The sequence below is a fragment of the Microcoleus sp. S13_C3 genome (assembly GCF_036700905.1).
Lineage (GTDB): Bacteria > Cyanobacteriota > Cyanobacteriia > Cyanobacteriales > Microcoleaceae > Microcoleus.
This window is the reverse complement of the sequence record NZ_JAUBPT010000142.1, coordinates 1-7,442: the sequence shown is the minus strand read 5'-3', so window position 1 is coordinate 7,442 and position 7,442 is coordinate 1. Positions and strand designations below refer to the sequence as shown.

The following is a 7,442-nucleotide window of genomic DNA, read 5'->3' as shown; positions in this document are numbered from 1 at the left end:
GTTCTACACACTCAACAGGCAAGATGCCTGTTCTACACACTCAACAGGCAAGATGCCTGTTCTACACACTCAACAGGCAAGATGCCTGTTCTACACACTCAACAGGTTTCTTGTGGGGAGTAGGGGTTGGGCGGGACGCCCGCCCATCCAAAGCTGATTAACAATCCAAGATGTGAGTTAGGCTAAGGCTGCTACGGAAACTTTACCGGCAATGCGGCCCGCGATCGCCCGCAACTCCCTAGCTGAAGCAGAACCCGGTTGCCCCACCACGATCGGCACCCCCGAATCGCCACCTTCCCGCAACGGAATTTCCAGCGGAATGCGCCCTAACAGCGGCACTCCCAACTCAGCAGCAGTCTTTTCCCCGCCACCAGAACCGAAAATATCGTATTGCTTGTCGGGCATATCCGGCGGCACAAAATAGCTCATGTTTTCCACAATTCCCAACACCGACACTCCCAACTGCTGGAACATCTTTAAACCCTTGCGGGAGTCTAACAATGCCACAGTCTGCGGTGTCGTCACGATCACCACACCAGCCATCGGCACAGCCTGCGCCATTGTCAACTGTGCGTCTCCAGTACCCGGAGGCATATCGACAATCAAATAGTCTAAATCGCCCCAATTCACCTGATAGAGGAACTGCCGGATGATCCCGTTCAACATCGGGCCGCGCCAAATCACGGGTTGGTCTTTGTCAATTAAAAACGCCATCGACACTAATTTGACGCCGTAGTTGAAGGCGGGTTCGAGGCTTTCCCCGCTTTTCCCGTCCCTTACCATCACTTTCGCGTCCCCCAGACCCAACATTGTCGGGTCATTGGGCCCATAGATATCGGCATCCAGCAAACCCACCTTGGCGCCGGTTTGCGCCAGCGCTACTGCCACATTTACCGCCACCGTGCTTTTGCCGACTCCACCTTTACCGCTGGAAATTGCGATAATATTTTTAACGCCTTCAATGCCTTGGCGATCGACCACTCCCTTCTGCTGCGGCGTCTCGGCTGTCACCTCCACCGCCACTTTTTCGACTCCTGGCAACTGTTTGACCGCTTTTTGGCAATCTTCGACAATAAATTCTCGCAGCGGGCAAGCAGGCGTTGTCAGCACCAAGGTGAAACTGACGACACCGCCGTCAATTTTTATGTTACGAATCATGTTCAATTCCACCAAACTCTTTTGCAGTTCGGGGTCTTGCACAGGTCGCAGGATTTCTAAGACTGAACTAACATCGAGTGTATTGGGCATTGTGTTCTCCACCATAGCTCTGCAATTGGGTTTGCGAATTTTCGCTCGCAGGTTTAAGTATATTTTTATTGCTATTTTTTAATGTAACTTCATAGCGATCATTTGCAGACCTGCGGTGGCATAATTACATGACGACTGGATTTGGGACTCACGGTCAATCTCAAACTCAAATGCGCTCGGCAAGAATTTCTACGACCGAAAGCAATTTGGTCACAATCCCCGCATTGAGCCGTGGTCGCAATTCTTCAATCTAAAATCTAAAATCTTAAATCTAAAATCGGATGACAGTTTCTACAACACTTAAAACCGCCACTTCCCCGTTTTTGCCGCCCGCTGACTCTAGAGCTAGAGTCAGCCAATTTATGAAAACCCTACAAGACGAAATTTGTCAATCCCTCGAACAGCTCGATGGCGTTGGCAAATTTAAGGAGGATTCTTGGGAACGCTCAGAAGGTGGCGGCGGACGTTCTCGCGTCATGCGCGAAGGCAATGTTTTTGAACAAGGGGGAGTCAATTTTTCCCAAGTATGGGGCGAAAGTTTGCCGGCTTTGATTCTGGCAAAGCACCCAGAAGCTGCAGGTCACGATTTCTATGCAACGGGTACTTCGATGGTGCTGCACCCCCGCAATCCCTACTTGCCTACGGTTCACCTAAATTACCGCTATTTTGAGGCCGGCCCGATTTGGTGGTTTGGTGGCGGTGTGGATTTGACTCCTTATTACCCGTTGGCTGAGGATGCAGCTCATTTTCACAAAACTCTGAAAGCAGCTTGCGATCGCCACCATCCCGGATATTATCCGACATTTAAACTATGGTGCGACGAATATTTCTACCTGCCTCACCGCCAAGAAACCCGCGGCGTGGGCGGTCTGTTTTTTGACTACCAAAACGCTCAAGGCGCGCTTTACCGCGACCATCATGTCAAAGGCAAGGCCGCTGAGTGCAGCAACAACATTGGGGTGCCGGAACCTAGGACTTGGGAGTCGCTGTTCGCCTTTGTACAGGACTGCGGCCGGGCATTTTTGCCGGCTTACACCCCCATAATTGAAAAGCACCGATCGAAAGAATACGGCGAGCGCGAGCGTAATTTCCAACTTTACCGCCGCGGCCGTTACGTTGAATTTAACTTGGTGTACGATCGAGGCACGACCTTTGGCTTGCAAACCAACGGACGCACCGAATCGATTTTAATGTCCCTGCCACCTTTGGTACGCTGGGAATATTGTTACGAGCCAGAACCCAACTCTCCCGAAGCCGAACTCTACTCCAAGTTCTTAAAACCGCAAGATTGGGCGAATTGGATGCCTCAGCAGTCACCGACCTGAGTTAAACTACTGGGACAGTAACCACCGCGATAGATAATAAATTTGAGGGAAGGGTCAGTGATTCATATTGATCAAAAAACCCACACGCTTCAAGACGGTACAACAGTTATCGTCTTAGCACCGACAGGACGGTTGGACATCACTACAGCTTGGCAATTCCGCCTCAAGTTGCAAGAGTGTATTTCCAAACTTAGCCGCCATGTTGTAGTGAATCTTGGTCAGGTTAACTTTATCGATAGCTCTGGCCTGACCTCACTTGTAGCAGGTATGCGGGATGCGGATAAAGTTAAGGGAAGTTTCCGCATTTGCAATGTTCATCCCGAAGCCAAACTGGTGTTTGAAGTCACCATGATGGATTCTGTGTTTGAAATCTTTGAAACGGAAGAAGAAGCTCTAGAGGGGGTGCCGCGCGCAAGTTGACCACCCGGCTTGCATCGCTTGCGGTGTAAGCGCAATTTAAGCTTGAGGCTCACAAAATGCGCCGGAACCCTGCACAAGAACAGGAAGCAGGTACATTATTGCCAGCTTCCTTATGCTTTCTTCCTTCCTTGAGAGATTGAGAGGTTCACCAAAACACTAAAGTAGAAGAATAGGTCAAGGTAAAGTCTTGCCTTCTATCCTAGATAGCTAAATCTTTCTTCCTAGTTTCTTGTTGCTTCTTGCTTCAAACCAATATCTCAGCAGCAAAATCCTGACGCTTGACAAATCTAAAAGGGCCCATTAAAGCTCCCCAGATAGCCTTGCCTGTCGTGGGGCTTATTCCTTTGTCGTAGCTGAGAAATTCCTCGCCTGCGGCTTCAAATCCCAAGTCTACTTGGTAATTTTGCCCCCCGTAGGCAAAGCCGCAGCGAGTGCCCTCCGGCAAAGATGCCCGAAATCGATAGCTGTCTGAGGCTAAATTTTGCACCGCAACCGACAGGGTGCAGCCGGGGAGGAGTTGGATTTGCTCCTTCGTTAGCTTTCTAAGCAAGTCGGGGTTGCAACCGGCTCCTTTGACGGCTGTAATGTCGTTGAACATATAATACTGAGCTTCGATAAGTCCTGGCGCTATCTGTGAGTGCCTCAGTTGCACGATGCGGGGGCGGTATGGCTTGTCTAATTCCAGAATGTTGGCTTGTTCGGCAAACAGGGCAATGCTGGGTTCGGAAAATAAAGGAACGGGTAGTGGTCTTTGCCACATACGAAGGTGGACGTACCACGTCGGCTCTGCTAGCGCTTGTTCCCGGTTGTCAAATTCGCCCGCCATGTACTGGGCTAACGCTCTTAATTCAGGAGAAATTGTCATGTTTGTTTGATTTTTCACGATGAGGAGTTGACAGTAAACACTTATTGTGATATGTCCAGCGAGCTGGGCTGGGCAAGTCAGAAGATTAGATTTATGACCGATCCCAGCTAAGCTATGATTGTAAAGATACTGGGGTTTTTCCCTCCTATTGCGACATATTAATTGTTGCTGCCGATCGCGCGTAAAATTTTTTTGATAAAATTTTGTCTCGCAATCCGGCGGCAACGCTTAAAAAAACTGGCAATTTTTGTCAGATCGATCGCAGAATTGACTCCCCCGACTTTACTCACGCCGCGCTGGCACGCCCGCTACGGCAAAATTATTTATCTATAAGACTCAGGTGAACAATAACCGTACTGTTTCAGATACTAAGCGAAGTTTCTATACGATTCACACTCGACCGATCAACTCAATTTACCGTCGAGTGGTGGAAGAGTTGATGGTAGAAATGCACTTGCTTTCGGCAAATGCCGATTTTCAATACGACCCGATTTATGCTTTGGGTGTAGTGACAGCTTTTGACCGATTCATGCTTGGGTACGCCCCAGAAGCAGACAGACTTTCGATTTTTAACGCTTTGTGCAAGTCCCTAGAAGACAATCCAGATCGCTACAAGCAAGACGCTCAGCGATTGGAAAGCTTGGCAGATAGACTTTCCGGGCAAGAGTTGCTCTCGTGGATCGATCGCTCGACCAGCTTTGAAGATACAGCGGATTTGCAAGCGTCTTTAGGGGCGATCGCCAGCAACCCTCAATTTAAGTACAGCCGCTTATTCGCGATCGGTTTGTTCTCGCTATTAGAAAAAGCTGACCCTAACTTGGTAAAAGACCAAGACACGCGAAACGACGCGATCGCCAAAGTCAGTGCGGCCTTGCACCTGCCAGAAGACAAAGTTAGCAAAGATTTAGATTTGTACCGCAGCAATTTGGAAAAAATGGCTCAAGCGCGAATAGTGCTTCAAGATGTCATCCAAGCGGAACGGAAAAAACGCGAAAAGCGAGAAACAAAAGTTACCGCTGGCCCTTCGGCAGACTCTTCTGACAGCAGCAATTAATCGTTTGAAGGAAGAAGGAAGTTCGGCAACGGATTCTCTAACGGATGTAACGGATGTAATGGATGTCAGGAACAAGGAAGTTCGGCAACGGATTCTCTAACGGATGTAACGGATGTCAGGAACAAGGAAGAAGAAGGAGTTTTTAATTTTAGAAAAACAATTAAAATATCTTATATTTTAATTGTTTTTCTTGAATTCTGGCTCCGGCCTTGTGCCTTCAGATGTTCGTTACTCAGAAACTAAAAATCCCGCTTTATGAATTGAGCGGGATCGACTTAACTAAAATAGAGCTGTTGGGGTGGTACTAAGGCTGCGGCTCAAAATTAGTGGCGTTAGCTTGCAGCCAAGTGCTTAGCTGTGAAAGAACTTCGTTTCCCGAAGACTTGCCCAAAGCTGTGGGGTTTGGGGTGTCGGGCCTGTCCAAGTTGCGGGCGATCGCGGCGTTGACTTCTTTGGAAATCAAATCGTGAAGTTGCTCTTTAGCCCTAGCCCTTTGAAAGTGAGCTCCCTCTTCCGTCGTAGCGTACAGAGGTGGCAGCCTATTTAAAGCATAAGCTGCAATATCTCCCACATCCAGACTTAGGTCGCTCGTCGCCTCAATTTCCGCTACCCTAGCGATCGCATCGCTGAGCACCAACTCTTCCATCACGTTGATGAACTGTTTGCGTGGCAGAACCACAACTTCGCCAGTCAACAAAGAGCCCATCAGACGATCGAGAGCCATGTACTCTTCGATCGACAATTCCGAAGCCGTATTGCAGATCCGTCCCACCTCAGCTTCCATAGACGGCGTTAAATAGCCATCCTGCAAAGCCTGTTCAACAATTTTTTCAATACTCATATATGCGTCCCCGCTCAACGGCATCATCAATAAAGTTTTGTGAAGACGCGATTGTTAGCGTCTTGAGATTCAAGTTTTGAGAGTTGAGTTGAGAAATTTTATATAAATCCTAACTCAATACTGATAACCCATCACAGTTATCTGCACACCCCAGCCACAAACTTACCCCATAATTGACTGCTTTATCCGTCAAAACCTGTAAAAACTCCTACTCAACTCCCTGAAGCCGCCAAGGTACAGGATCGACCGACTGCCCGTGCACGTAAAGTCCCCAGTGCAAGTGAGGGCCTGTGGAAGCCCCCGTTGACCCCAGAGCACCGATTACTTGACCAGCTTTCACGACATCGCCTTCCTTGACATCAATCCGGCTGAGGTGCATCAAAATACTTGCTACCCCCTGACCGTGGTCGATACCAACGACGTTCCCGTGGATTTTGAACCCTTGGGATTCGCGTCCCACTAGAGACACGCGACCTGCTGCTGGTGCGACTACAGGGGAACCGTAAGCACCCGCGTAATCAACGCCGCGGTGGTAGTAGTCCTGAGCAAATACCCCATTATAATAACGTCGCACCCCGTAAATCGTGGTAATTTCGCCGGAGTTAGGGCGCAACAATTTGCCGTCCCAAAATTTTTCGGGTGTCACGAGTGCTTTAAATGCGTCTACGCGATCGAATTCAGCATCTGTACCTTCGCTGTCTTTCCCAGGCGGAAGCCAGATGGATTGGGTGGGAAAATTGCGATCGCGCACTTGCACGGTCAACTTCTGCACTTGTCCGTCACCTGCGACTTGAAGAAGGCGGGCACCGGGTTTCTGTAGCGGCGTCGTCGGTAGCAGGGCCCGAAAGCGGCCGTTGCCGATGGGAAACGCGGGGTAGTTTTTTTGCTGTAGAGAAACTTGTGGAGTTTCCCCGCCGTTACCGTCAACCTGAATCATTACTGACAGCGTATCTCCCAGTTGGGGATTGGTCGGCGTCACAACTACCTGCAAAGCTTGCACGGGCAGGGCAAAACTTAGAATACCAGCAACAATTCCCCCGATCGAACCAGCGGTTAGCTTGTTTGCTTTCAACTGCCCCCACCGCAAAATCCGACCTGTAATTATTTCCGTACTTAGCCCGCAGTTGTCTCGATTCACAGTCATTACCATCACTAGCTGTCCTTAACCTTTGTCTCGCTGATATATTTTTAATATGTAGACTAACTATACCAATCCGCAATGATTCGAGAGCTAGTCCCTAGGTAGCGAATAAATAGACAAAATGATACACTTATAGACAAATATGCGGTGTACCATTTTGTTTAAGCTCGCGCGTTTTCGCAAAAAAGCTGGGATTGTCAGTAAAAACACTCCAACGTTGGGACGTTTCAGGGAAGTTGCAAGCCTTGCGCACCCTGTCAGGTCATCGGTTCTACACCGAAGATGATCTCTTGATAGCCAACGGATTGAAGCCCATAGAAGCCAACCGAAAAACGGTCGTCTACCGCCCTTGTTTCGTCCAGTGGACAGAAACCGGAACTCAAAAATCAGATGCTGGCAATGGAAGCTTTCTGCCCTTGTCGAGGATTAACAGTCGATGATTGGGTGTCAGAAATTGGGGGCGGACTAAATTAGGACTTACGCATTGACAAAATAACCAAACAGTGTATTGATAAATAATTGTCGTCTCCTTTCTAAGTATGGAACAA

Annotated in this window: 8 protein-coding genes; 4 read left to right on the top strand and 4 right to left on the bottom strand. The window is 48.8% G+C overall.

What is annotated here, in order from left to right; all coding sequences use genetic code 11:
- Positions 1 to 177 precede the first annotated feature (177 nt).
- Positions 178 to 1,248, bottom strand: a complete 1,071-nt coding sequence (locus tag QUA16_RS28430; protein ID WP_006631390.1) for an Mrp/NBP35 family ATP-binding protein — start codon at positions 1,246 to 1,248, stop codon at positions 178 to 180.
- A 281-nt stretch (positions 1,249 to 1,529) separates the two neighbouring features.
- Here QUA16_RS28430 and hemF point away from each other — a divergent pair, with 281 nt between their 5' ends.
- Together hemF and QUA16_RS28420 are read left to right on the top strand one after the other, a co-directional pair.
- Entirely contained in the window at positions 1,530 to 2,573 is a 1,044-nt protein-coding gene (gene hemF, locus QUA16_RS28425; RefSeq protein WP_333107594.1) for an oxygen-dependent coproporphyrinogen oxidase, read from the top strand.
- 57 nt (positions 2,574 to 2,630) lie between these two features.
- Positions 2,631 to 2,993: an STAS domain-containing protein gene (locus QUA16_RS28420; protein WP_006631392.1), complete on the top strand. Its 363-nt coding sequence runs from the start codon at positions 2,631 to 2,633 to the stop codon at positions 2,991 to 2,993.
- Between the two features lie 244 nt (positions 2,994 to 3,237).
- On the opposite strand, the gene QUA16_RS28415 is transcribed toward QUA16_RS28420, so the two are convergent.
- Positions 3,238 to 3,858, bottom strand: a complete 621-nt coding sequence (locus tag QUA16_RS28415) for a chromophore lyase CpcT/CpeT (RefSeq protein WP_333107593.1) — start codon at positions 3,856 to 3,858, stop codon at positions 3,238 to 3,240.
- 340 nt (positions 3,859 to 4,198) lie between these two features.
- Here QUA16_RS28415 and psb29 point away from each other — a divergent pair, with 340 nt between their 5' ends.
- The gene (gene psb29 / locus QUA16_RS28410) at positions 4,199 to 4,912 is read left to right on the top strand and encodes a photosystem II biogenesis protein Psp29 (protein ID WP_333107592.1); all 714 of its coding nucleotides are present in this window, start codon (positions 4,199 to 4,201) and stop codon (positions 4,910 to 4,912) included.
- A 304-nt stretch (positions 4,913 to 5,216) separates the two neighbouring features.
- Here psb29 and QUA16_RS28405 read toward each other — a convergent pair whose 3' ends face one another.
- Both QUA16_RS28405 and QUA16_RS28400 read right to left on the bottom strand, forming a co-directional pair.
- Positions 5,217 to 5,753, bottom strand: coding sequence for a late competence development ComFB family protein (locus QUA16_RS28405; RefSeq protein ID WP_006631395.1), 537 nt, complete (start codon positions 5,751 to 5,753; stop codon positions 5,217 to 5,219).
- Positions 5,754 to 5,961: 208 nt separating this feature from the next.
- On the bottom strand, positions 5,962 to 6,903 hold the full coding sequence (locus QUA16_RS28400; RefSeq protein ID WP_333107609.1) for a M23 family metallopeptidase: 942 nt from the start codon (positions 6,901 to 6,903) through the stop codon (positions 5,962 to 5,964).
- Between the two features lie 131 nt (positions 6,904 to 7,034).
- Here QUA16_RS28400 and QUA16_RS37050 point away from each other — a divergent pair, with 131 nt between their 5' ends.
- A complete protein-coding gene (locus QUA16_RS37050) occupies positions 7,035 to 7,334 on the top strand; it encodes a MerR family DNA-binding transcriptional regulator (RefSeq protein ID WP_445252208.1) in 300 nt (99 codons plus the stop codon).
- Positions 7,335 to 7,442: the final 108 nt, after the last annotated feature.

Coding starts and splice junctions, on each gene's coding strand:
- QUA16_RS28405 (WP_006631395.1), bottom strand. CDS start 5,753: ATGAGTATTGAAAAAATTGTTGAACAGGCTTTGCAGGATGGCTATTTA.
- QUA16_RS28400 (WP_333107609.1), bottom strand. CDS start 6,903: ATGGTAATGACTGTGAATCGAGACAACTGCGGGCTAAGTACGGAAATA.
- QUA16_RS28415 (WP_333107593.1), bottom strand. CDS start 3,858: ATGACAATTTCTCCTGAATTAAGAGCGTTAGCCCAGTACATGGCGGGC.
- hemF (WP_333107594.1), top strand. CDS start 1,530: ATGACAGTTTCTACAACACTTAAAACCGCCACTTCCCCGTTTTTGCCG.
- QUA16_RS28430 (WP_006631390.1), bottom strand. CDS start 1,248: ATGCCCAATACACTCGATGTTAGTTCAGTCTTAGAAATCCTGCGACCT.